This window comes from Bartonella sp. MR90HLJMH (genome assembly GCF_042194115.1).
GTDB lineage: Bacteria > Pseudomonadota > Alphaproteobacteria > Rhizobiales > Rhizobiaceae > Bartonella > Bartonella grahamii.
This window is the reverse complement of sequence record NZ_JBHIMM010000001.1, coordinates 266,663-292,547: the sequence shown is the minus strand read 5'-3', so window position 1 is coordinate 292,547 and position 25,885 is coordinate 266,663. Positions and strand designations below refer to the sequence as shown.

The following is a 25,885-nucleotide window of genomic DNA, read 5'->3' as shown; positions in this document are numbered from 1 at the left end:
GAGTTTTTTTTATTACTATCCAAGTTTCACTTGCATTTCTTTAATGAAACGATTAGGAACCCTTTGTCATAGATAATGTAAAAAACTGAAATGTATGCACCCGTAGCTCAGCTGGATAGAGCACCAGACTACGAATCTGGGGGTCAGGAGTTCGAATCTCTTCGGGTGCGCCATCTATCAATAATATCTTCTTATAAATTCAGGCTCTTTAAATTCTTTATTTTGTGATTTATTTTTGCCTATCTTTGTTTTTTGTATTTTGTTACTTCATTCTGTTGTGAGTCGTTTCTTTAGCCATTTTGCTAGAATAAGATGTTATGAGTCCTTCAATTCAGCTCCAAGGTGCTTTTATTAGCTAATAATCATAACGATTGCATAAGCAGCGTGTGTTGTTTTCTTTTTTCGATCTATGCGCTTGTTTTTAGTCTCTTCCGGATTATACTCTTTAATCAGTTAGATAATTTTTTGCGTGCTTATTTCTAATTTTTCCATAACTAGATGTTTCTGGATATTTTATTCCTAGCAATCCCATCTTAATAGGGACTTCAGATGTGCCGCCATAAAACACTTATGGTATCCATTAATATCATTAGCATTTTGTTGCAAACCAAAGCTTCTTTTCGAGATATTTTTAATTGAATTAAACATATTTTTACTGCTTAAAAGCAAAGAAACTCTTTTTCCTAAAAAACAATGAAACTCTTCTCGTGCTTCTTTAGCATTATCTCTTGCATAGCATATCATCGACTTCTATGATATCCTAACACTTTCTGTTCTCTATGAATTCTTCTAATTAATCCATGGGGTACAGATCTCGAACATTAATAAAAGCTAAGTTTAAAGAATTTTTCCATGCCTAAAACAGATATTGAAATTGCTCGCACTGCTAAAAAGCAGCATATTATTGAAATTGCAAAAAAAATTGGTATCTCACATGAAAATCTCATTCCCTATGGCCATGATAAAGCTAAAATTTCTTCTGAATACATAAAATCGCTTGATAAAAATCCAGATGGTAAACTTATCCTCGTCACAGCTATCAATCCCACACCTGCCGGAGAAGGCAAAACAACAACAACAGTTGGACTAAGTGATGCTCTTAATCTTATTGGTAAAAAAACAATAGCTACCTTGAGAGAGCCGTCTTTGGGTCCCTGTTTTGGTGTAAAAGGTGGTGCTGCTGGTGGTGGTTATGCACAAGTCGTTCCAATGGATGACCTTAATTTACATTTTACCGGTGATTTTCATGCTATTACAGCTGCTCATAATCTTCTTGCCGCAATGATAGATAATCATCTTTATTGGGGAAATACTCTAAACATTGATCCACGTCGCATTGTTTGGAAACGCGTTCTTGATATGAATGACCGTGCATTGCGCGATATTGTTATTTCATTAGGGGGCATAACAAATGGTTTTCCACGCCAAACAGGTTTTGATATTACTGTTGCGTCAGAAATTATGGCACTTCTTTGTCTCTCTGAAAATTTAGAAAACCTTACACAAAGACTCAAAAAAATTATTGTTGCTTATCGTTATGATAAAACGCCCATCACCGTTTCTGATCTCAATGCAGAAGGTGCAATGGCAGTTCTTCTCAAAGATGCTATACAACCCAACCTCGTACAGACAATTGAAAATAACCCTGTTCTCGTTCATGGAGGACCTTTTGCCAACATTGCTCATGGTTGCAATTCAGTTATAGCAACAAAAACTGCTTTAAAACTTGCTGATTATGTTGTCACAGAAGCAGGGTTTGGAGCAGATCTTGGAGCAGAAAAGTTCTTCAATATCAAATGTAGGCAAGCAGGTATTGTACCAAATGCTACAGTAATCGTCGCAACTATTCGTGCATTAAAAATGAATGGTGGTGTAGATAAAAATAACCTGACAGAAGAAAATATCACCGCTTTAGAAAAAGGAACAGCCAATCTTTTACGACATATAAAGAATATGGAGCACTACGGTATTCCTTGTGTTGTGGCTATCAATCATTTTGACAGCGATAGCGATGCTGAAATAAAAACATTACAAAAAATAGTTGCAACAACTGGACACAAAGCTATTATCTGTAAGCATTGGGAACAAGGTGGAAAAGGCGCTATAGAACTTGCACAAGAACTCGTTACCTTGATTGAAGAAAAACATTCTCATTTTAAAGTTTTATATCAAGATAATATTCCACTCGTTCAAAAAATTAATTGTATTATAACAAAGCTATACGGTGGGCGTGGCGCCATCATCCCAGCCCCTATTCTCAAACAACTTGAATCTTGGGAAAAAGAAGGTTTTGGTGCCTACCCTATTTGTATGGCAAAAACACCTTATTCTTTTTCTTCTGATCCCAAGCAATATGGTGCTCCTGTTGATTTTGAAATTCCCGTACGTGAAGTTCGTCTCTCCGCAGGAGCTGGCTTTATTGTTGTCATTTGTGGAGATGTTATGACCATGCCGGGACTACCCCATTATCCCACGGCTGAAAAAATTCATCTTGACGAAAATGATCAAATACAAGGACTTTCATAAATTTATAACCGTAAATTCTATCATTCATTATAAAAAGCGTTTTATTGCAAAAAGAATAGAATTTTAAAAAGCGATATAGACAAATGTCTTATTTATATGATATAGGTGCTTGTCCTTTTGGATATGCCTTTAAAAGGATGTAGGTTTTTCCTATCATTTATGACACTGAAAAAAGCAGGATAGATAGTGCAAGTACTCGTTCGTGATAATAATGTTGACCAAGCGCTCCGTGCGTTGAAAAAAAAGATGCAGCGTGAAGGTATCTTCCGTGAAATGAAAATGCGTAGTTATTATGAAAAGCCATCTGAGAAGCGTGCTCGTGAAAAAGCTGAGGCTATTCGTCGTACACGTAAGCTTGCTCGTAAGCGTGCGCAAAGAGAAGGTTTTGTTAGTAACGGACGAACTGTTGCGGTAAAGTAATATACTTTATGTAATTGCATAAGTAGTAGATAATAAGCTTCCAGAAAATTTTATCTTCATAGGCGATTGCAATAAATTGCTTGTGTACGGTTTTTTGTGTACAATGTTATCTAATATGTTAGTTATCTGAAAATAATAAGGTTTCTGTCATAGGGGTGTTTTTTTCACTCTTATATTTCAAAAAACAGATAACAAACTACGCTTTAGATATTTAAGCGACTTATTCTTATGTGAATTGAGTGTAAGGTGTTTTATTATCACTTTTCGCTATAATTTTTCTCCTTCCGGATATCTCTTAAATAACTGTTTCTTTATGTACAAATTTCATGATGATTTTCTTTTTTTGTCATTAAATATTCTACATCTTTCGAACATCCTAGGTCAGATTGCAAAACAAAAATAACTATCGCAATATGCGATTGTGTGTAAAAATATGATATCAAATGCATAATCCTCTTTCCCTTCAGTTATGTAACAAAACGATATAATTCCATAACTTTTTATATCTCTTGACTCTGTCTCTCTAAACGATGACGAATTTCAACCACGGCACTACAGATTCTTTTTTCTTGATAAATTTCTTCTATTCATCACTTATGTAATGCCCCCCATAAGTGTATTGAATAAGCTCCTCTATTTCATTCAACTTTCTTCTATACTGAGTTAGAGAAAAAGAAAATTGACAATAAACAGAGAAAACACTGTATTTTAATATGGATGAATGAATGTACCTTTTATTACCATTTTTGATGGAAATATTTTTACAATTTAAATAACGAGTTAAAGTTTTTAACGCATTGATTTATCGTTATAAGTAATCGTTTTTCATATTAAGTAATAATTCTGAATAACGTGAAGTTTCTCAACACCTTCTTATATTGAATAAATCAAGATTATTTTCTTGTACATCATAAGCAGGGTTAGTATGCAAATAGAATAAAAGCTATTTAAGAAAAAAATAAAAATGCTTCTTATGAACGCCATAAATAATAAGAACTGCATAACATTGAGAGCTGGTAAATGGTATGATGAATCCAGCTTATCTGCCATACGGATAAGCATTATCATGACATAAGATTATAGTATAGCAAATTTTATAAAATGGATTATCACGAAAAACTGTCCTGTTAAAATCAGCCCTTCATATATCAATCTACTCCATAATTTTGCTCATATTTTTAAGCTTAAATGTTTTATTCATCGTATTATTTTGTCCATTCAAAACTTCTTTTCAAGCCACATGATAACCCCTTTACTGAACAGCTCTTTGTTCATAATATGCATACATGTACTTTTACTTCGAGAAACAAACTCAGAAAAGAGATGCAATACTTTAGCCCTAATTTCCTGTACAAAAAATGCTATGCTCCCAGTATACTTTACTGTTTTATCACGCGTACAGCTACATAAAAGTCCAGTGTTTATTTATATTTATCCCCTCATAAACAAGATAAGCACTAAAAAATACAAACTTTTGTTTTCCTTATTTTGCTATTCTCGTAACAATTTTTTCATTGTTTAGATCTCTTTAACGAGCGATATGTCATAATTTTTATCAGTTTCTAGTCTTATCTTTCAGATTTTAAATTTCCAATATATGACGAAATAAAGGAGTTCAGTGTGCAAAATTCTCGTTGGTTTCGCGTTTCAATACTCGCATCATGTATCTTAATAGCAACAGTCATTGTATTGGGTTCACCTCATTTGTTGCACGCACAAACATTTAATCAAAATTTAGGGCCCAGCGGTTTACCACTTCCGCGATTTGCTTCGATTAAACCCACCAGCGTTAATGTACGCGTCGGACCAGGAAGCAACTATTCTATCATTTTTACCTACAAAAAGAAGGGCTTGCCTATTGAAATCATTCAAGAATATGATCAATGGCGCAAAATTCGTGATGCAGAAGGCGATGAGGGGTGGGTGTATCAATCGCTTTTATCGGGAAAGCGAACTGCTATAACTATTCCATGGCAAAAAGATAAAACAAAAAGGCTGATGCTACGAAAAAACCCCACCGACAACGCAGAACTTGTGGCGGAAGTAGAACCTAATGTCATTGGTAATATCCGCCAATGTGATGGACAATGGTGCGAACTAAACATTAATAATACGCGCGGATGGCTTCAGCAACCCCAGTTATGGGGAATCTATCCTGATGAAAAAGTAAAAGGTTGGTGAATACTCAAACTTATCAAGTTTAACTTTTATTCCTCATTGAATATCCTCACTGCCTATCACAAGATTGATTTTTGGGTTTCAATCGTACGATCAAATCAACATGTGAAACTTCCATACCTTCTGGTGGCTTAGGCAAATTTCTAATAATGGGAGCTTCTTCCAAATTGTAAGGAATATCAAGAATACGATTTTCGCCTTCTATATAAAAATGGTAGTGATCAGAGGTATTGGTATCAAACCAAGTTTTTGAGCCTTCTACGGCAATAATCCGTAACAATCCCGCTTCCGTAAATTGATGAAGCGTATTATAAACCGTTGCTAAAGATACAGGTACACCTGCCCTCCCCGCTTCCTCATAGAGCTCTTCAGCAGTAATATGACGATTTCCTTGAGAAAAAATCATATGTGCAAGCTCCAACCGCTGACGTGTTGGACGCAGACCATTTTGACGCAAACGTTTTTCTAACATAGAAATGGAATAATATTGCACAATTTTTCCACACTCTTTTGTGAATTTTCCACACTCTTTTGTGAACTGTTGTTCTTCATTCATATCTAAGTCGTCTGCACTTACTGACATATTACAAACCCAAATATATTCCTGCTAAATAAGATCAAAATACAAAAAAATGGGAATAGTATGGTGTAATCTTGTATTCCATTTTTAAATAATTACCTGTGTAGAATACATAAAAAAGGGCTTTTGTCATTAAAAATGATATAAAATCATTTCCCTCTCTTTGAAATTTGCTCTAAAAGTAGGTTGGGAAAAGCGCAGAAATAAAGATATATGCAAATAAATGGAGTAACAATGGCTGAACAAAAGTCTCGCTACACTTATGAAGAGCTTCTAAGCTGCGCTCGCGGCGAAATGTTTGGTAGAGGTAATGCGCAATTGCCAGCACCGCCAATGTTGATGATTCATCGAATCACTCAAATTAGTGAAACTGATGGTAAATACGATAAAGGAATGGTTCGCGCCGAATTTGACATTACACCAGACCTGTGGTTCTTTAATTGTCACTTTATAGGCGATCCCGTCATGCCGGGATGTCTCGGACTAGACGGTATGTGGCAATTAACAGGCTTTTTTCTTGGTTGGCTAGGCGAACCAGGAAAAGGAAGAGCGATATCAACAGGTGAAGTAAAGTTATCAGGGATGGTAACTCCACAAACCAAAATTCTTGAATATGAAATAGATTTTAAGCGTATTCGACGTGGAAATTTAGTCTTAGGAATAGCTGATGGGTGGCTAAAAGCAGATGGAGAGACTATTTATAAGGCGAATGATTTACGCGTTGCTTTATTCAAAGAAGATTGAACGTTATTTCCGTCAGAAAGAACTTTTCACTATTCTGTATGGAACGAGGAGGTATGAATGCGTCGAGTTGTTGTAACCGGAATGGGAATTGTCTCCGCGATTGGAAATGGACCTGAAGCTGTTTTAACCAGTTTACGTGAAGCAAAATCCGGAATTTCTTACGCGCCTCAATATGCCGAATTAGGCTTTCGTAGCAGAGTTTACGGCAAACCCGATATTAATATAGAAGAACTCGTAGATCGACGTGCTCTACGTTTTCATGGGCGTGGAACAGCATGGAATCACATCGCTATGGATCAGGCAATTGCTGATGCGGGTCTAGAACCGCATGAAGTATCGAATGAACACACGGGTATTATTATGGGTTCTGGAGGTGCTTCAACTCAGTCAATCGTTGAGGCTGCTGATATTACACGCCAAAAAGGTCCAAAACGCATCGGTCCTTTTGTTGTGCCTAAAGTGATGAGTTCTACGGCATCCGCAACACTTGCAACTTTTTTTAAAATTAAAGGCGTAAACTATTCAATCTCTTCCGCGTGTGCTACATCCAATCATTGTATCGGCAATGCTTATGAAACAATACAATATGGAAAACAAGATCGCATTTTTGCTGGTGGTTGCGAAGATCTGGATTGGACATTATCTGTTTTATTCGATGCTATGGGTGCTATGTCCAGCAGATATAATGATGTACCAGAAAAAGCTTCGCGTGCTTATGACACTAATCGTGATGGATTTGTTATTGCTGGTGGCGCTGGCGTTTTGGTTCTTGAAGAACTAGAAGTCGCTAAAGCACGTGGTGCAAAAATCTATGGAGAAATTGTTGGTTATGGCGCTACATCCGATGGACACGATATGGTCTCTCCATCAGGTGAGGGAGCAGAGCGGTGCATGCGCATGGCACTTGCGACCGTCAAAAATAAGATTGATTATATCAATCCCCATGCAACAGCAACACCTGTTGGTGATCCCCCTGAAATAGAAGCGATCCGCCGTATCTTCGGAGCAGGTGATCAATGCCCACCAATTTCCGCCACAAAATCTCTGACTGGTCATTCCTTGGGTGCAGCTGGTGTTCAGGAAGCAATCTACACACTGTTAATGATGAAGCATAATTTTATTTGTGAAAGTGCTCATATTGAAGAACTTGATCCAGCTTTTGCCGATATGCCAATTGTTCGTAAACGACGCGATCATCAACAACTTAATACCGTATTGTCAAATACTTTTGGCTTTGGCGGTACCAATGCAACGCTTGTTTTCCAACGCTATGAATAAACAAAAGTTCTTAGTAATTGAAAAAAGTACGGTCTACGGAGAATAATATGAAAGGTTTGATGGAGGGCAAACGTGGCCTTATTATGGGAATTGCAAATGACCATTCAATTGCTTGGGGCATTGCCTGTCAGCTCGCACAAGCAGGAGCTGAATTAGCATTGACTTATCAAGGAAATGCTTTTGGAAAACGTGTTCAACCTCTAGCAGATAAACTTGGCTGCAAATTAGTGCTAGAGTGTGATGTTGAAAATATTGAAAATATTGACTACGTCTTTGGGCAACTTGAAAAAGAATGGAAAACAATTGATTTTATTGTCCATGCCATTGGTTTTTCAGATAAAACTCAGCTAAAAGGGCGTTACGTTGATGTTACAACACGTGAAAACTTTCAACGCACGATGGTTATTTCAGCGTATTCCTTTACTGAAATTGCCCAACGCGCGGGTAAGCTTATGCCCAATGGAGGAACACTTTTAACTCTTACCTATGGTGCTTCACAGCAAGTTGTGCCTAATTATAACATCATGGGTGTTGCTAAAGCAGCTTTAGAAGCTATGGTACGTTATTTAGCAGCAGACTTTGGTCCTCAAAATATCCGTGTCAATGCGATTTCCGCTGGTCCTGTTAGAACTTTAGCAGGTAATGGCATTGCAGCTGCACGTGCAATATTTTCACATCAACGCCGTAATGCCCCATTACGTCGTACCGTAAATATTCATGAAATTGGAAAATCTGCTCTTTATCTACTCTCTGACTTATCATCAGGTGTTACAGGTGAAATCCATTATGTTGATTCAGGCTATAACATCATGTCTATGCCAATACTTGAAGAACTGAAAAAAAGTGACGATACTCAAGAAGAATAAAAATTATCGCACTTAGAAAATATGACGTAAGGCACGTGTGCAGGTCTTTATAAGAATAAGTATAATACAAAACCAGATGCCTTGTTTTGCAAAGTATTTTATAAAAATCCGAATATTTCTTCAATCCATGGTTGAAAAATTTTGTATTTTATGACGTTATTTACCTTACTAAAGCATACGCTTTTGCTGTTGCTTACAAATCAATCCTCAGCCCTCATGCCATCGCAGTTTGAAACAGAGATTAGAGGATTATTAAAATCCTTAGCTTCAGCTTTTGTATACCAGATTGAAAAAAATATTGCCTACCGTTTTATTTATTCTTGAAACGCAAAGACAATCTAATTTAGGAAGAATATGAAGGCGTAAAGAAATCAATCATTAATCTTACTATTATTCTTTAATGAGGCTTTACAGTTTTAAAAGCATCCACATCAATATTTTTTTAATAATGGAGATTACGCTTTACCTCACACCTTTATTTTTCTCGTTCTTTAATGAAAGCATTTCTCTGATATATCAGGTAAAACAGAACGCTCAAAAACACTACGGCTGTTGCTCCTTCATGCATTTTTTTAAAAGATATCCCTCAATACACGCAATTCCATTTCACAATGGTATCTGTAGAACAGATAAAATCCCCGTGAAGTACATAAATCCTTTTTTCTCCACCATTTTAATGTCTATACAAATGACAAACCGACACTATCATTTTACTTGCCATGTTCTAATGTTGAAACACCCCTTGATACTTGAGATGATTCATTAGAAGTATTTTTAATAATTTTTATCCACATACTAACCCGCTTGTGACAAGCAAACACATATTTTTAATTAATTCAATACAAAAATAAAATGAATTATTCATATAAATCAATTTTTTATCTTTATAATCACATTATTTTTTCAGTTTAAATGACAGCCATAAACAAGTACAATAACATTTTTTCAATTTTAGATTTTCAAATTTATAATTCCAAAAGTCATTTCTTGCATATAAAAAAAGAATTGTCATGTGAGAAAATAAAGGCGTAAACATCTCTACTGAACAGCCTCAAGTGCCAAGAGCTGTCTCAACATTGGGGGCTGGTAGGATGTGTGATGATGCTCGGCTTCCTCCTTCATAAACGTAAAGATGAGGATGTGCACAATGGCTTTATCGTTACACTATTCACGGTCACCGTCGCGAATTGAGCTTGGGAGTTTTAAGAGAGGTCTCTTTAAAACAAGCGCGTGAATATACAACAGCAATAGTGTTTTGTTTTGGGCGTTCTATTTTACCTGACACATCAAGGTGTGAGGTAATCTCCATTATTTAAAAGATATGCTTTAGATAGCGTAAAACTGAATTTAAAAATGATGGTAGAGATGGGAACTGGTTTTTATCTTTAAAATTTCATCTTCTTCCCAAATTAGATTGTCTTCTTGTTTTAACGAATTACACAAACAGAAACACACAATATCCCTGCCTCTATCGAGATATAAACGCTGTTACACGCAGCAAATAATATTGAAAATTGGATAATAGCAATGATATTTTTAGCTTATACGTTACATAAAAAAAATGCTTCCACCTAATGAGTCTTGTATTATTCTGTTTGCAAATATCATTGTGAGATGAATTTAAGAGAAAATCAAAATATCTTGTTCATTACATTACATAAACATGTGTAAGTGGAAACGATAATTTATTTTCAAAGAGATAGCTCTTAGACAAAAGCCAAAACTTTTATATTTCAGCCATGTTTCATAAATAATCGAATGATATGAATCTATAATTTGCTAGAATATGACTGTCTTATACAACCATCAATACAATCTATTTTATATGTCTTCATAGCATGTTTCTATTTTTTTACGATTGGAATTATTAAAAAACAGGATATCATTGTATTTCATCCTTAAGAGTACGGCTTAGTAATGTGTGCGCCGCTTCAGTTATGTTTTTACCACAATAGAGAATTTGATAAATTTGTTCTACAATGGGCATTTCTACCCCAATACGTTGCGCCAACGTATGTACTTCCTTGGTATTTAAGTACCCTTCCACAACCTGACCAATTTGTTTTTCCGCTTCTTTTATATCTATTCCTTTACCAAGAAGTATTCCAAAACGACGATTACGCGACTGATTATCAGTACATGTCAAAACCAGATCACCTAAGCCTGTCATTCCCATAAATGTGGAAAGCTCAGCACCCATAGCCCCCCCTAAACGACTGATTTCAGCTAGTCCTCGTGTGATGAGAGCTATTCGTGCATTTGCCCCAAACCCCATACCGTCTGATATTCCTGCACCAATAGCAATAACATTTTTGACTGCTCCCCCTAATTGAACACCAATCATGTCTGAACTTTTATAAACTCTAAAACTTTTGTCACAATGAAAAAATTGCTGTAATTCTTTACCAAACTCAACATCAGAAGCTGCTATCGTCATTGCAGTAGGCCAACCAATAGCTAGTTCTTGAGCAAAAGTTGGTCCAGAAAAAACTGCTAAAGGAATTTTTTCACCTAAAATCTCACGAGCAACCTCTTGTAAGAAACGTCCGGTACCATGTTCTAAACCTTTTGTTGCCCAAATAACGCGTGAATGCTGATCTAAATAAGGCTGAATATTATACAAAACTTGATGAAATACATGGCTTGGAACAGCGATTAATATATTGTGACTTGCTGCTATTGCAGTTTCAAGCGAAGCTTCAAGTAATAAATTTTCAGGAAATTGAATATCGGGTAAATATACTTGATTACAACGTTGTTCCTGTAATTCTTTGATATGTTGAGGATTATATCCCCAAAGTAAAACATTATGACCATTACGGGCAAGAGCAATCGCTAATGCAGTACCAAAAGAACCAGCACCAATAATTGTCATTGCAGCGGTTTTCATTAAGTTTTCTGATTATTCTCTAAACTTTTGATTTCAAGTGCATATTATTATCACAAATAACTTTAATGCTATCTTTAATATAAATTCTGTAAATTATAAAAACGTTACCGCTTCGTAGCTCTTATCTCACACAGCATAAAAACTTGTTTCTCACATTCTCTTTCTTTGTAGTAAATTGCATAGACATCACTTTTTGTATATTCTACAAATAGCTATTTGTCTCAAAAATTAAAGCTTGACTCAATACTCCATGGACTTTCTCTTTTAAAATAAAAGTACATTCAAAATCATGATACTCATTCCACTGATATCTTGCACTTAACCCCTCTTTAATATCCTACGAATTTTTTGTAAGAGCTGATACACGCCGCATCAGCTCCACAGGTATTTCTAACAATTACTCCACAGGAGACTGCGTACTTAACCCCTGCTCCATAGGCATTTCTGAACTAGGAACTTGATCTACAGGAGTTTGCGTACTTAGCCCCTGCCCCATGGGCATTTCTGAACTAGGAACTTGATCTACAGGAGTTTGCGTACTTAGCCCCTGCCCCATGGGCATTTCTGAACCAGGAACTTGATCTACAGGAGTTTGCGTACTTAGCCCCTGCTCCATGGGCATTTCTGAACCAGGAACTTGATCTACAGGAGTTTGCGTACTTAGCCCCTGCCCCATGGGCATTTCTGAACTAGGAACTTGATCTACAGGAGTTTGCGTACTTAACCCCTGCCCCATGGGCATTTCTGAGCCCTGTATCTTTTCTGGCTGTTTTCTTACGGATATATCTTTGTTTGATAACTGCTCAGATACTGAAGAATCATCTCTACTTGATATTTCCGGTTCAATAACACGTCCTGAGCCACCCATCATATTATAATTCAAATGAGAAATAGCCCACCAAGTTCCCCCAATAATAACAAAAACGCAAATAGCAGCAAACCACAACGCGCTTAAATTCCACTTGGCATCTGGACCAGAATTCAAGTGCAAAAAGAAAACAATTTGTACTATAATCTGAATAATCGCCATCCCAATAAGATACGCAACCTTTGTACTAACTGCCCAACTTTCCATCATTCCATACATCACAGGAACAAAAGAACCCAAAGTGAAAAATACAGCCAGAATAAAACCGACTAAATATGAACCAGTACTGGGACCATGTGTTTCATTTTGCATGCTCATCACAACGCTCCTAATAGATAAACCATGGTGAAAACACCAACCCATACAATATCAAGTAAATGCCAAAAAATGGAAAGGCATGCTAAACGTGTCTTATTGTTCTGATCCAAGCCATTACGACGAAGATGAAAAAACATCACAACCATCCAAAGAAGACCAACACTTACGTGAAGTCCATGGGTGCCAACCAAAGCAAAAAATGCTGACCAATAAGCAGAGAGAATCTCCCGACCAAAAAGCTGTAAACCTGTTGCAGAATCAATACCAGCATAAGCATTTGGATCGTAATAAAAGACCTCACCCAAAAGTTCATGAAATTCGTAAAGTTCCATACCAATGAAGCAACAGCCAAATACAAAGGTAATAGCCATCCATAAACGCACACCACTGATGTTATTTTTATGTGCTTGTACCATTGTAAAACCATAAGTGACGGATGAAAACAACAAGAAAGCAGTCTCAACCAAAACAAATTTTAAATCAATAAACTCATTGCCCGCCTTACCACCACCATAAGAAGCAGAAAAAACAGCAAAACTTGAAAAAAGTGTCGAAAACAGGATCAAATCTGAAAGAATATAGACCCAAAAACCAAACGTCATTACCGAACTATTATCGTGGTGATGTTCATCCACAGCACTCACATTATTTATTGTTACTGCACTCATACTGTCACTCCTTGTTCTTTAAGAACAGCTGTAAAGGCATCTTCAGTTTTTTGTACTTCTTCAGCCGGAATATAATAACCATGATGGTCACCTGTTAATGAATGACACACAAGCGTTGCAATAAAACCAATCAAGCCGACCGCAACAAGCCACCAAATATGCCAGACAAGCGCAAAACCAACAACTAACGAGAAGAATCCCGCAATAATTCCAGCCGATGTATTGGACGGCATATGAATTTTTGTAAATCCACTGGTAGGACGTTGATAACCACTTTTCTTCATATTCCAATAAGCGTCATCAGACTGTATTTTCGGAACTATTGCAAAATTGTAAGAAGGAGGCGGTGAAGAGATAGACCATTCAAGAGTCCGTGCATCACCCCAAGAATCATTTAATGTTACAGGTAAACGTCCCTTATGTTTGATACCGTACCAAATCGCCAAAACAACTTGCAGCACAAAACAAAGGATACCAAGCAAAATAATAAAAGCGCCCAATGCAGCAATCATAAACATCGGTTGCCAACTAGGTTCCATATAATGCTGGAGACGACGTGTCCCACCCATTAAACCAAGTGCATAGACTGGGAAAAAGGCAAGGTAAAAACCAATGAACCAACACCAGAAAGATGCAATACCCAATGCCCGATTTGGTTTATAACCAAAAACTTTTGGAAACCAAAATGCAATCCCCGCTAAGTACGCAAAAACGACACCCCCAATAATTGTATGATGGAAATGCGCTACCAAAAACAACGAATTATGAAACTGCCAATCAGCTGGCACAATAGATAACAAAACACCAGTTAATCCACCACCAACAAATGTAAAGATCATTCCCATGCACCAAAGCATTGGAGGCTCAAAGCGAATCCGCCCCTTATACATAGTTAGCAGCCAATTAAAGACTTTTACACCTGTTGGAACGGCAATAATCATTGTCGCAATACCAAAGAAAGTATTCACAGCTTCACCGCCACCCATTGTGAAGAAATGATGTCCCCAAACAAGAAGCGAAAGAATCAAAATAACCAACATGGCCCATATCATCGAAGTATAACCAAAGAGGCGTTTTGAAGAAAAAGTTGATACAACCTCAGAAACAATTCCAAAAGCAGGAACAACCAAAACATAAACCTCAGGATGACCAAAAACCCAAACATAGTTAATCCATACCATCGGATTTCCGCCACCAACATTGGAAAAGAAATTCATGCCCAAATAACGATCGCATGCCAAGAGTGCAAATGCTACAGTTAAGACAGGGTAAATAACTAAAATAAGGACATTGCTAACAAAAGCGCTCCAACAAAAAACAGGCATTCTCATCATCGTCATCCCAGGAGCACGCATCTTAATCAAAGTCGCAACAAAATTGACCGCCCCCATTGTTGTCGCTATACCAGAAAGTTGAAGTGACCATAAATAATAGTCTACCCCTGTATCTGGACTCGTTTGCAATTCTGTAAAAGGTGGATACATCAACCAGCCACCACGACCAAAATTCCCAACACCTAGGGATATGTTAATCAATATTGCCCCTGCAGCCGTAATCCAAAAACCTAGATTATTTGCAAAGGGAAAAGCAACATCACGCGCACCAATTTGAAGCGGTATAAGATAATTAAAAAGGCCAAATAAAATAGGCGTAGCCATGAAAAAAATCATGATAGTGCCATGCGCCGAAAAAATTTGATCAAAATGGTCAGGGGGCAAATAACCTGCACTTTCACTCCCAAGAGCTAAAGCTTGATGTGTTCGCATCATGAGTGCGTCCGCAAAACCGCGAACAAGCATAATAATTCCAAGAACTATGTACATAATGCCTATGCGTTTATGGTCAACAGTTGTAATCCAATTTCGCCATAGAATCCCCCACCACCCAAGTGCTGTTAGAGCAACAACAGCAATTAAACCAACCACAACAATCGCAATACACGTGTATAAAACGATCGGCTCATGTGCAAGTGCATGAAAAGCACCTGCCGTAGGATCTGTAAGTCTTCCAAACATTTCTCAACCCATTTCAAATGAAATTCAAGTTTAAAAGAAACCTTATGTTAAAAGGGCTCTTTCTTTACTGACCCTTTAAATAACATCAGGATCAAATACTGAACATAGTGCACCCCATAGAGTCTGAGCAGCAGCACGTTTCATTAAATCCTCATTACATACCGTATTTTCATCGACACATCGATTAACAACACGATAGTAAAGGCGCTTCTCAACAGGTGCAAAATAACGAACTTCAGCATCTTTTTTCTTCGCAGCAATATCACCCATACGAGGCGCAATAGAAAGTTGACGATAAGATGCACGATCAAGTACTCGACCATTAGCCCGAGCTTTTACAATCCAATCCTCAAAGTCCTGCAAAGACACAGAATGCCACTTAAACCGCATACTCGAAAAACCATCACCACTGTAATTTGCTGAGGTTCCTTTGAATACTCCTTGCTCTTCAGCGACCAAATGCAACTTAGCATTCATCTGCGGCATAGCGTAAAGAACTGTACCCAGTTTGGGGACCCAAAAAGCATTGACAGAATTCTCTGACGTCAATTGCAATAAAACCTGACGTCCTTCAGGCGCATAAATCTCATTAATCGATGCAACACCATATTCAGGATAAATAAAAAGCCATTTCCAATCAAGAGAAACGGCATCAATCTGTAATGGCTTTCCTTCACCTACAACTTCCACTGGGAGAGGATTTGTAGGTTCCAGCTTATAAGTATAATAAGCTGTTAATGAACCTAAAACCATTACAATTACAATTGGAATACCCCACATCAACGCTTCAATTTTATTTGAATGCGCCCAATCAGGAGAATAGTCCGCTTTCATATTCGATGCGCGATATTTTATAGCTAAAAACACCACACTCACCATAACTGGGATGACAACACAAAGCATCACCACCACACAAACAACTATCAAAATGAGCTGTTGACGTGCAACATAACCTGATGGCTGTATAACATCAATTTTACAACCAGATAAAAGCAGTGCTCCCCCTAAAATCACAAGCATTTCTAATTGTCGAACAAAGCTTTTCATCTCTATTTACCCCCGTCATATGCACCAAAAATTGTCATAAAATATATATACCTCATATTGTACAGATTTGAAAATAATTATCAAGTGAATTCAATGCCTATATTACTCTTATCAAACGCTTATTCTTTACCTATCACAATTTAATTGTTTTGCTTAATTGTTTTGCAATATATTCAAGTGCAAACCAATATCCATCACCTCCACACCCAGTTATGATAGCGTCTACACCTGCAGATGTATAAGAGTGGTGACGAAAAGCTTCACGCTGGTAAATATGAGATAAATGAACTTCTACTTTCGGCCCTGAAAACATTTTTAGGGCATCAAGAAGTGCAACAGATGTATGACTGTAAGCCGCTGGGTTAATGATCAATCCAGAACTTGCCTCTATTGCTTCTTGTATCCATGCTACCAACTGCCCTTCACAGTTACTTTGATAAAAATTTATTACGATATCATTTTTTTTTGCCCATTCTCTGCATCTTTTTTCAATATCTTCCAGAGTCTCAGTTCCATAAATTTCTGGCTCACGTTGACCTAGAAAATTTAAATTAGGACCATTTAAAATCGTTATCACCTCAGACATAGCATGCCTTTTCTTTTAGACCTATCACTTATTAAAAAAATATTTAGCATGTTTTTACGACAATAAAGCCCCATCCTTAATCTCAAAGAATTCTGCGCGTCCTTTTAAGTCATCAAATAAAAGACGATCTGTTCCTGTCATAAATGTTTGTACAGCTAAATCATCAAGAATATCAAATAAAGCAGCACGTCGATGCGAATCAAGATGAGCAGCCATTTCATCAAGAAGAAGAATAGGAGCTTTTTCCGACATCATACCTGTTAGACGTGCATGACACAAAACTAAACCTGTCAGCAGCGCTTTTTGTTCACCTGTTGAACACGATGCGGCTCCCATATTTTTATCAGCATAAAAAACCTGCAAATCTGCGCGATGTGGTCCTTCTAACGTCCGCCCAGCAGCACGGTCCATTGCGCGATTATGCCGCAATCGATCACAAAATTGCTCTTCAACTTCAATTGCTGATATTTCACTAAGAGCTGTTTCCAAAAAACCATCAATTTGCAAAAAAGCTCGTGGAAAAGGTATCTGTGATGGCATTTGTGTAAACATATCATTTAAAAGACGAATAACATCAACACGCGCCGCAGAAATAGCTGTCGCCAGTTCTGCCATCTGCTTTTCTAAAGCATCAAACCAAGCATAATCTTCATTTCCATCTAAAAACAAACGATTACGTGCGCGCATAGCTCTATCATAATCGGCTATGCGGCGCCTATGCAAGGGATCAATCGCCAAAACCATACGATCCAAAAAACTACGGCGCTCAAGCGAAGGACCTGTAAAAAGACCATCCATGGATGGTGTTAGGACACTAATATGACAATAATCTGTTAGGCAATCACCCGACTCATTTACACCATTAATATGGACTTTTCGACTGTTATCGCTAACCTCCAAAGCTGTACCAATCTTTACTTCACCATAAAGAGCGCATTCAAGACGCGCAAATACAACAAATCCTCCACCGTCACCATCTACAAAGCTAACGTCAGAATAAGCAGCACGCCGCAAACCACGACCAGGAGAAAGAAAAGATAACGCCTCCAAAAGATTCGTCTTACCAGCACCGTTATGGCCGGTAAAAACCACATGCTGACCAGAAAAATGAATATTGAAAAAAGGATAATTGCGATAACGTAAAAGCTTCAGCTGCCTCACTGCCACTTTGTGCACATGACTGGCCATGCATTGCAAAACAATTGCCCCTAAACGCGAATAGGCATCAGTACATAGAGCACATCCACATCATCATTATCACGAATCAGAGCTGGTGCTCCAGCCTCAGCCAACATAAAAACCATCTCGTCACTTGAAAGCTGCCCAGCAATATCCAAAAGATAACGTGAATTAAATCCTATCTCAAGCGGTTCAGATGCATAAGTTACTGATAATTGATCTTCTGCACTGCCCGAATCTGGGCTATTAACAACAAGCCTTAACTGTCCGTGCTCAATCGTTAATTTAACTGCACGCCCCCGATCACTTGAAATCGTTGAAACACGATCAACTGCAGAAGAAAAGTCCTGCCTATTAACTATTAATTCTTTATCATTTCCAAGAGGGATAACACGTTGATAATCCGGAAATGTTCCATCAATTAATTTTGATGTAAAAATCACAGAACCTACAGAAAAACGAATCTTTGTCTCTGAAAGCTCTATACATACATCGCTATCATTTTCTTCTGAAAGAAGTTTTTGCAATTCTCCTACAGCTTTACGGGGGACAATAACACCGGGCATTCCCTCAACTCCTGAAGGAGCTTCCATCTCAACTTGTGCCAAACGATGACCATCAGTTGCAACCAAACGCAATTTCAAAACACCGTCATTAATAACATGTAAATAAATACCATTAAGATAATAACGGGTTTCTTCAGTAGAAATAGCAAACTGCGTACAATCAAGTAAATGTTTTAAGCTTGATGCCGATAGAGAAAAACGATAACCAAACTGCCCAGGAAGCGACTCTGGAAAATCTGCCTTCGGAAGACATTGAAGCTGAAAATGTGCACAACCCGAAACAACGGACATTGTAGCTGCCTGATTCTCATCGACGGATAATACAACTTCATTGCTATCAGGAAGTTTTCGAATGATATCATAGAGCAAATGTGCTGGAACAGTTGTTGCTCCAGCTTGTTTAACATTAACTGCAAAAGATTCCGTAACCTCTAAATCAAGGTCTGTTGCTTTTAACTGCACAGAACCATTTTCTGCATCAATCAGCACATTCGATAAAATAGGAACAGTATTACGGCGCTCTACCACACGGTGAACCCGACCAAGAGACTTGAGAAATTGACTGCGATCAACTGTAATACGCATAAAAGCCCCGTATGATTTACTAAAAACTATAAGAATTCCTTAGCATTAAAAATAGATCCTCTTCAAAGAATCGCCTGCTAGACTTTATTAAACCTCTCTTAAAATGGCAAGCCACTCCTGCATAAGAAAAAATAAATCTTTTCATTAAATTCTTTAAAGTTTCTCCAAAGAAAGAAACAATAAACACTATACAGCCTGTTCTCCAATCAACCGCTTAAGCAATTCAAGTTCCTTAGCCAAGGTCTGATCACCACAAACCAAATCTTCAATTTTACGCACAGCGTGTAAAACTGTTGTATGATCACGCCCACCAAAACGACGCCCAATTTCTGGCAACGAGCGAGGAGTTAATACTTTTGCTAAATACATTGCAACTTGCCGTGGCTTCACAACCGTACGTGTTCGACGATTAGATAACAAGTCCTGTTTAGAAACATTATAATGACGTGCTACCGTACGCTGAATTTCTTCAATCCGAATGCGCTTAGGTTCACCAGGACGTGTCAAGTGACCTAATAACTCATCAATCCGCTCTAAAGATAAATCAGACTCAAAAGATTGACGAAACAAGAGCTGATTAAATGCACCTTCAATATCACGCCCCGACCCTAAAACCGTTTTCGCAATATATTCCAAGATATCATCAGAAATTGATACCATGCCATCATCTTGTTGTGCCACCTTCAACCGCTGGCGCAACATTTGCAAACGCATTTCATAATCTGGTGCTTCAATTTCAAGGGCTACCCCTCCCTGAAGACGAGAACGAACGCGAAGATCAAGCGATTCTAATTCTGCTGGCGGACGATCTGCAGCGACAACAACTTGTTTTGCACTATCAAGCAACATATTAAGCAAATGGCAAAACTCATGTTGTATCGACTTACCCTGCAAAAACTGCATATCATCAATAATCAAAAGGTCGATATCACGAAGCTGTTCTTTAAAAGAAAGAGCATCATTATCACGAATAGCTGTTGCAAAACGCCACATAAAATATTCAGCAGTTAAATAAATAACGCGCGCAGACGTTAAACGCTTCAATGCAGAAGCAGCAATTGCCTGAAGCAAATGTGTTTTTCCTAAACCAACAGATGCGTGAATAAAAAGAGGATTAAAACGCAAAGCACTTTTATGCCCCTCCGCAATTGAACGCGCAGCTGCTAAAGCAACACGATTAGAAGCCCCCTCAACAAAACTTTCAAAAGTATAGCGCGAATCAAGCGGAGATCCAAAAACTCCCGTTTGAGAACTCTTAACTGAATGCTCTGCACAACTTTCAACAAAAGATGAAGTCGCCTGCTCCTCTAGCACAACAGAAGGAACACTTCTTTTACAAACGACGTCTCTTGAAACGCGTTCCATACCACGAACAATAACTTCAACACGAAGAATTGCTGAATTCTCTTGTTTCCATAAATGAGTCAAAAGAGAACCATAGTGATTATTAATCCATGAACGTAAAAAAGCAGTAGGAACAGAAAGCTTTACAAGAGTATGGCTATATTCAGCAAGCTTCACACGTCCAAACCAACTGGTATAAGCCTCAACACCAACCTGCACCTTTAATTGCGCCATAACACGTATAAAAGCCGCCGCACTTTCCTCCTCTGAAACAATAGAATGCCCTATAGAAGCATTTCTACGAACATCCTCATCACTCTCCGTCATCCTATTCTTTATTATGTTCTCTGCTGACAGGATATTCACCGAAACCCTTTTAAAGGAACTAGCTTTAGAGTTCAATTTATCCACCATCTTCCATCCTGATAAAAATAAAATTTTGTCCTGCCAAACAGCTAAAATAAATCTAGCGAAGGCAAAACGCCCTACCCCAAATAAGATTACTCACCCTCCCCTAGGATAGCCTCATCACAACCCCACTAACAAAGATGACCAATAAGATTTACTTGCACTCATGATATGACCCACTCTTCTAAAATGGTAAACATATCTATTCAGAAAACTAAAAAATCGTCAGAAAACCTTTCCAGAACAAAAGCTTCGAAAAGCCTAAGTCAAAACATCTTGTACTCAACAAAATATAGAACAATGTGCTGGTGTGACCCCTTCATGCTTTTTAGTCTTCATAAGAACCATACAAAACAGCAGAGGTAAAATGCAAGAGGTCAAAATAAAATCAAAAAACCAGAAAAAAATGCTTGTATCAATGAGGAATGAAAAAAATATTGATTCAATTCATTTTTTTTCTCTAAATTTACCAACAATTAAAAAATCTCTTCAGATTAAAAAAAAAAAATAAAATGCTTGACAAAAAAGACTCTGTAAAAATCCACAAAGCTTGTGGATAACCATACTCCCCCCTATAAACTTTCTCTCCTTTTTCAAGAGGAGAATCATTATCGATTCTTATTTTCGATAGAAACTTTTTGAAATAATAAACAAAAAGCCAGCATCCTCATGGATACTGGCTTGATTCTCAATAAAGGAGAAAAAGCTTAAACGCTGAGAACCTTCAAACGTTTAGCTAAACGCGATACTTTCCTCGCAGCAGCATTTTTATGAAAAACCCCTTTAGAAACCGCACGCATAATTTCAGGCTCAAAATTCTTAAATGCAATCTCTGCAGATGCCTTATCGCCACCCGCTAAAGCATCATCAAACTTACGTATAAAGGTACGAACGCGCGAACGACGGGCCCTATTAACCTGTGTGCGTGCCGCAACCTTGCGCACCGCTTTTCGAGCAGAAGGTGTATTCGCCATAAATATAATCTCTCTTTCAACACCTTGGTAAAATGAGTCTAAAGAACAACTCTACCAATATAAATAAATTCAACCCAAGCAAAACTATAAAGCTGCCTATAACTGTGTGGCTTATAGCGCAATCCCAAAGCTAACGTCAATTAGATTTTCAAAGATAGTCATAAAAAAACGAAGCCAAACTCTTTGATCCGCAACTTTATAGCTTAATAATAGATATTCCTTAACAAACAAAAGAATTTAAACAGCTAACTTACGCAAGACATATTGCAAAATTCCCCCATGATGCAAATAATCTAGCTCATCTTCAGTATCGATACGGCATAATAACGGAGCGGTTTTTATCGTACCATCAGAAAAAGTAATTTTCGCTACTGTCTTTTGACGAGGTTTCAAGTTATGAATTCCTTCAATTGTCACCTTTTCATCTCCCTTTAAGCCTAAAGATTTCCAACTTACACCCTCCTCAAAGACAAAGGGAACAATGCCCATACCAACAAGATTAGAGCGATGAATCCTTTCAAAAGACTGTACAATCACTGCTTTTATACCAAGAAGATTGGTACCTTTGGCTGCCCAATCGCGCGATGATCCATTGCCATATTCAATACCAGCAAAAACAACAAGTGGAGTACCTTCTTGTTTATACGCCATTGCTGCATCGTAAATGGCTTGTTCTACCGCTGACGGATAATGAACCGTATAACCTCCTTCTCGACCATTTTCCCCCAACATGAAATTACGAATGCGAATATTGGCAAAGGTCCCACGCACCATAACTTCATGATTCCCACGACGCGTTCCATACTGATTAAAATCAGCCACTTTAACACCATGATCCATTAAATATTTTCCGGCAGGAGAAGCTGCTTTAATAGAACCAGCAGGAGAAATATGATCCGTCGTGATTTTATCACCAAATAAACCTAAAATCCGTGCATCTTTAATATCTGGTAAGATATCAGGTATTTTCTGCATATCATCGAAATAAGGTGGATTGCGTACATAAGTGGATTGCTCATCCCAAGAATAGGTAGAACCCGTAGGAATCTGAACTTTTTGCCAATTTTCATCTCCCTTAAAAACATCTGCATACTTTTCAGCAAAAACCTTACGCGTGACATTTTTTTCGATGAATTCCTGTATTTCTTGAGAGGTTGGCCAAATATCTCTCAAATAAATGGGTTGGCCATTTGAATCTTCACCAAGAGGTTCCTTGGTTAAATCTTTACACACCGTCCCGATGAGCGCATGTGCAACAACTAACGGTGGTGAAGCTAAATAATTCGCTTGCACATCAGGGGAAACACGCCCTTCAAAATTACGATTTCCCGAAAGAACTGCAGATGCAATTATACCATTGTCATTAATCGTTTTGGAAATAGCTGGATGCAAAGGACCAGAATTCCCAATACATGTTGTGCACCCAAATCCTACTAAGTTAAATCCTAATGCATCTAAATCTTTTTGCAGACCCGAGTTTTGCAGGTAAGCTTCAACGACTTGTGAACCTGGTGCAAGAGAAGTTTTTACCCATGGTTTGCTCTTGAGACCTTTTGCCACTGCATTTCTTGCCAAAAGACCCGCTGCAATAAGAACACTTGGATTCGATGTATTCGTACACGACGTAATCGCAGCGATCACCACATCACCGTGACCAAGCGTATATTCTTCACCCTCGACCCGATAACGCTTATTTTGTTCAGAAGTCTTCTTATAGTCTTCGACCAATGCCTTCTCAAAACCCTGCCCAACGTTTTCCAATGCAATACGTCCTTCAGGACGTTTAGGACCAGCCATAGAAGGAACAACAGTTCCCATATCCAATTCAATTGTATCACTAAAAATGGGATGAGCCACCATTTCGTCATGCCACATCCCTTGTGCTTTGGTGTAAGCTTCTACTAAGGCAATCCGATTTTCATCACGCCCTGTCATATTGAGATAACGCACTGTCTCCTTATCAATTGGGAAAAAACCACACGTTGCTCCATATTCAGGTGCCATATTTCCAATCGTTGCCCGATCAGCAAGCGTCATCTGCTCCAAACCAGGACCAAAAAACTCAACAAATTTACCGACAACACCCTTCCGGCGTAGCATTTGAGTCACAGTCAATACGAGATCGGTGGCTGTTACACCTTCTTTAAGTTTACCTGTTAGACGAAAACCAATCACTTCAGGTAACAACATAGAAACAGGTTGGCCTAACATTGCTGCTTCTGCTTCAATACCACCAACACCCCAACCTAAAACCCCTAAACCATTAACCATAGTCGTATGCGAATCAGTTCCCACACAGGTGTCAGGATAAATCGTCTCACAGCCCTCTTCATTCTTCATCCATACACATTGTGCTAAATATTCTAGGTTAACCTGATGACAAATCCCTGTTCCTGGAGGAACAACGCGAAAATTTTGAAAGGCTTGCTGCCCCCATTTAAGGAAACGATAGCGTTCACCATTGCGTTCATATTCATGCTCAACGTTTTCCTTAAAAGCCATGGAATTGCCAAAAGCATCAACAATAACTGAGTGATCAATGATGAGATCAACGGGAATGAGAGGATTGATTTTTTCAGCGTTACCGCCAAGTTTAACCATAGCATCACGCATTGCAGAAAGATCAACAACTGCTGGAACACCTGTAAAATCCTGCATAAGAACACGTGCAGGACGGTAAGCAATTTCTGCCCCAGCGCTCCCTTTGTCGTTTAACCACTTAGCAACATTGAGGATATCCTCTTTTTTAACTGTGCGACCATCTTCAAATCGCAATAAATTTTCGAGAATAACTTTCATCGAAAACGGTAACCGAGAAACACCTTCAAGACCATTCTTCTCCGCTTCGATCAAGCTATAATAAGTATATTCTTTGCCACCAACATTTAATACTCTGCGACAATTAAAGCTATCAATTTGAGTCATGACTGTCCACCCTCATACTATAACCACCCAATTTCCAGGAATGAACAACACAAACTACGAGTCAAGGTCGCAGCTTGAGCGCAGACGCAATCACCTCCGCCATCCATTTCCCCCTCCACCCTCTCGTAGGCAAATGCGGAAATCAGCGCCAGAAACCATTTTACACCAGATATTGATGTAAGGTATCTCTTATAGAACTATTTCTAGAACTATTCTAGGTACAATTGCACAAAAAATGTGTTTTTTATTCTATAATGCAATAAAGAATATGAAAATAAAAACAAAATAGGCAATCACATGGTGTTATCAGGCAAAGATTTAGCCGCTTACAGAAACGAGGAAATTCTGTTTAAAGGTCTTTCTTTTTGTTTATTTTCACAGCAACTGATGACAATCACCGGTCCTAATGGTATCGGAAAATCTACATTACTCCGAATCATTGTCGGTCTTCTTGAAGCTGCTGAAGGTCATATAATACTTAAAGACCATAATCAAATATACCCTGTTGCAACTGCGTGTCATTATCTTGGTCCTCAAAATGCTATGAAACCTCTCTTATCTGTCATTGACAATTTGCAATTTTGGGCAGATTTTTACGGTCAACATTTACGCTTTGTGCATGAGGTTCTTGCCGATATTGGTCTTTCTAACCTTGAACATTTACCCTTTAAAGCTCTGTCAACTGGACAACAAAGGCGCGTAGCTATTGCTCGCCTTTTGCTCTCCTATCGTCCTCTTTGGATTTTAGATGAACCAATATCTGGACTTGATAACCATGCTCAAAAACTCCTTGCTCGTATTTTCCAGCGTCATCTCAATCAAGGTGGTATGATTATCGCTGCAACTCATAATTCCCTAGGTATTCCAGAAAACCATAAAATCGCTCTGGAAAAATTTTTACCTCTCTAGGAGAGAATAAA

The 25,885-nt window shown here is 38.1% G+C and carries 20 protein-coding genes and 1 tRNA gene; 9 read left to right on the top strand and 12 right to left on the bottom strand.

The window, feature by feature from the left end; translation table 11 throughout:
* Positions 1–96 precede the first annotated feature (96 nt).
* The 4 genes from ACFIJ9_RS01145 (at position 97) to ACFIJ9_RS01130 (ending at position 5,127) form a co-directional block, all read left to right on the top strand.
* Positions 97–173, top strand: a tRNA-Arg gene (locus ACFIJ9_RS01145).
* A 679-nt stretch (positions 174–852) separates the two neighbouring features.
* Complete coding sequence (locus ACFIJ9_RS01140; RefSeq protein WP_375635445.1) at positions 853–2,526, top strand: formate--tetrahydrofolate ligase; 1,674 nt, start codon at positions 853–855, stop codon at positions 2,524–2,526.
* 186 nt (positions 2,527–2,712) lie between these two features.
* The gene (gene rpsU, locus ACFIJ9_RS01135; RefSeq protein WP_012754552.1) at positions 2,713–2,946 is read left to right on the top strand and encodes a 30S ribosomal protein S21; all 234 of its coding nucleotides are present in this window, start codon (positions 2,713–2,715) and stop codon (positions 2,944–2,946) included.
* A 1,620-nt stretch (positions 2,947–4,566) separates the two neighbouring features.
* On the top strand, positions 4,567–5,127 hold the full coding sequence (locus ACFIJ9_RS01130) for an SH3 domain-containing protein (RefSeq protein WP_026500127.1): 561 nt from the start codon (positions 4,567–4,569) through the stop codon (positions 5,125–5,127).
* A gap of 46 nt (positions 5,128–5,173) precedes the next feature.
* Here ACFIJ9_RS01130 and irrA read toward each other — a convergent pair whose 3' ends face one another.
* Complete coding sequence (gene irrA, locus ACFIJ9_RS01125; protein WP_375635444.1) at positions 5,174–5,707, bottom strand: iron response transcriptional regulator IrrA; 534 nt, start codon at positions 5,705–5,707, stop codon at positions 5,174–5,176.
* 231 nt (positions 5,708–5,938) lie between these two features.
* Here irrA and fabA point away from each other — a divergent pair, with 231 nt between their 5' ends.
* From fabA to ACFIJ9_RS01105, 4 genes are all read left to right on the top strand, one after another.
* Positions 5,939–6,448: a 3-hydroxyacyl-[acyl-carrier-protein] dehydratase FabA gene (fabA, locus tag ACFIJ9_RS01120; protein ID WP_012754549.1), complete on the top strand. Its 510-nt coding sequence runs from the start codon at positions 5,939–5,941 to the stop codon at positions 6,446–6,448.
* Positions 6,449–6,505: 57 nt separating this feature from the next.
* Positions 6,506–7,726 (top strand): beta-ketoacyl-ACP synthase I, encoded by a 1,221-nt coding sequence (gene fabB / locus ACFIJ9_RS01115; RefSeq protein WP_375635443.1) that lies wholly within the window; start codon positions 6,506–6,508, stop codon positions 7,724–7,726.
* 47 nt (positions 7,727–7,773) lie between these two features.
* Positions 7,774–8,592, top strand: coding sequence for an enoyl-ACP reductase FabI (fabI, locus tag ACFIJ9_RS01110; protein ID WP_375635442.1), 819 nt, complete (start codon positions 7,774–7,776; stop codon positions 8,590–8,592).
* A 1,166-nt stretch (positions 8,593–9,758) separates the two neighbouring features.
* Positions 9,759–9,908 (top strand): hypothetical protein, encoded by a 150-nt coding sequence (locus tag ACFIJ9_RS01105; protein ID WP_375635472.1) that lies wholly within the window; start codon positions 9,759–9,761, stop codon positions 9,906–9,908.
* Positions 9,909–10,474: 566 nt separating this feature from the next.
* On the opposite strand, the gene gpsA is transcribed toward ACFIJ9_RS01105, so the two are convergent.
* The 11 genes from gpsA to acnA all read right to left on the bottom strand — a co-directional run bounded on the left by gpsA (position 10,475) and on the right by acnA (position 24,965).
* Complete coding sequence (gene gpsA, locus ACFIJ9_RS01100) at positions 10,475–11,482, bottom strand: NAD(P)H-dependent glycerol-3-phosphate dehydrogenase (protein WP_375635441.1); 1,008 nt, start codon at positions 11,480–11,482, stop codon at positions 10,475–10,477.
* Between the two features lie 397 nt (positions 11,483–11,879).
* Entirely contained in the window at positions 11,880–12,668 is a 789-nt protein-coding gene (gene cyoD, locus ACFIJ9_RS01095; RefSeq protein WP_375635440.1) for a cytochrome o ubiquinol oxidase subunit IV, read from the bottom strand.
* Positions 12,668–13,336 (bottom strand): cytochrome (ubi)quinol oxidase subunit III, encoded by a 669-nt coding sequence (locus ACFIJ9_RS01090; protein WP_375635439.1) that lies wholly within the window; start codon positions 13,334–13,336, stop codon positions 12,668–12,670. Before ACFIJ9_RS01090 ends, cyoD begins: the two co-directional genes overlap by 1 nt.
* Positions 13,333–15,351 (bottom strand): cytochrome o ubiquinol oxidase subunit I, encoded by a 2,019-nt coding sequence (gene cyoB / locus ACFIJ9_RS01085; RefSeq protein ID WP_375619283.1) that lies wholly within the window; start codon positions 15,349–15,351, stop codon positions 13,333–13,335. The genes ACFIJ9_RS01090 and cyoB overlap by 4 nt, the downstream gene beginning before the upstream one ends.
* 75 nt (positions 15,352–15,426) lie before the next feature.
* Entirely contained in the window at positions 15,427–16,398 is a 972-nt protein-coding gene (gene cyoA / locus ACFIJ9_RS01080) for a ubiquinol oxidase subunit II (RefSeq protein WP_273787465.1), read from the bottom strand.
* Positions 16,399–16,531: 133 nt separating this feature from the next.
* Entirely contained in the window at positions 16,532–16,984 is a 453-nt protein-coding gene (gene aroQ / locus ACFIJ9_RS01075; RefSeq protein WP_375635438.1) for a type II 3-dehydroquinate dehydratase, read from the bottom strand.
* A gap of 54 nt (positions 16,985–17,038) precedes the next feature.
* A complete protein-coding gene (gene recF, locus ACFIJ9_RS01070; RefSeq protein ID WP_375635437.1) occupies positions 17,039–18,172 on the bottom strand; it encodes a DNA replication/repair protein RecF in 1,134 nt (377 codons plus the stop codon).
* Positions 18,173–18,192: 20 nt separating this feature from the next.
* Entirely contained in the window at positions 18,193–19,314 is a 1,122-nt protein-coding gene (gene dnaN / locus ACFIJ9_RS01065) for a DNA polymerase III subunit beta (protein ID WP_375635436.1), read from the bottom strand.
* 186 nt (positions 19,315–19,500) lie between these two features.
* Entirely contained in the window at positions 19,501–21,072 is a 1,572-nt protein-coding gene (gene dnaA / locus ACFIJ9_RS01060; protein ID WP_375635435.1) for a chromosomal replication initiator protein DnaA, read from the bottom strand.
* Between the two features lie 701 nt (positions 21,073–21,773).
* A complete protein-coding gene (rpsT, locus tag ACFIJ9_RS01055; RefSeq protein ID WP_375635434.1) occupies positions 21,774–22,040 on the bottom strand; it encodes a 30S ribosomal protein S20 in 267 nt (88 codons plus the stop codon).
* A gap of 237 nt (positions 22,041–22,277) precedes the next feature.
* Positions 22,278–24,965: an aconitate hydratase AcnA gene (gene acnA / locus ACFIJ9_RS01050; RefSeq protein ID WP_375635433.1), complete on the bottom strand. Its 2,688-nt coding sequence runs from the start codon at positions 24,963–24,965 to the stop codon at positions 22,278–22,280.
* A 297-nt stretch (positions 24,966–25,262) separates the two neighbouring features.
* On the opposite strand from acnA, the gene ccmA reads away from it, so the two are divergent.
* Positions 25,263–25,874, top strand: a complete 612-nt coding sequence (gene ccmA / locus ACFIJ9_RS01045) for a heme ABC exporter ATP-binding protein CcmA (RefSeq protein ID WP_375635432.1) — start codon at positions 25,263–25,265, stop codon at positions 25,872–25,874.
* The last annotated feature ends 11 nt before the right edge of the window (positions 25,875–25,885 follow it).